This window comes from Pseudomonas yamanorum (assembly GCF_013386765.1).
Classification (GTDB): domain Bacteria; phylum Pseudomonadota; class Gammaproteobacteria; order Pseudomonadales; family Pseudomonadaceae; genus Aquipseudomonas; species Aquipseudomonas yamanorum_A.
Window position 1 is genome coordinate 8787 of record NZ_JACARE010000036.1, and the last position, 275, is coordinate 9061.

The 275-nt window shown below is 60.4% G+C and carries 1 pseudogene; it reads right to left on the reverse strand.

Features of this window, described 5'->3' with window-relative positions:
- Positions 1–134: 134 nt before the first annotated feature.
- Positions 135–275, reverse strand: a pseudogene (locus HX875_RS32885) (GntR family transcriptional regulator); the annotation flags it as partial.

Here is a 275-nt window from a genome sequence, read left to right on the forward strand (position 1 = left end):
AGCGCCCCCAAAACCGGACACCCCATTTTATCGGCCGAAAACGGGGTGTCTGGACGGGGCTGCTGCGCAGCCCAGCGGGAGCAAGCTCCCTCGCCACAGGGATTGGGGCCAGCCAATTTTTCAGTGTGAAGGGCTTATCCCCTTGCCACCGCCAACCTGTGCAATGTGATCTTGCGCACCTCCTGCTTGCTCACCTCAATATGGGTCTTGAGCAGTTGCTGCGCCTGATCGCTTTGCCGTTGCAGGATCGCCGCGAGGATCAACCCATGCTCCTC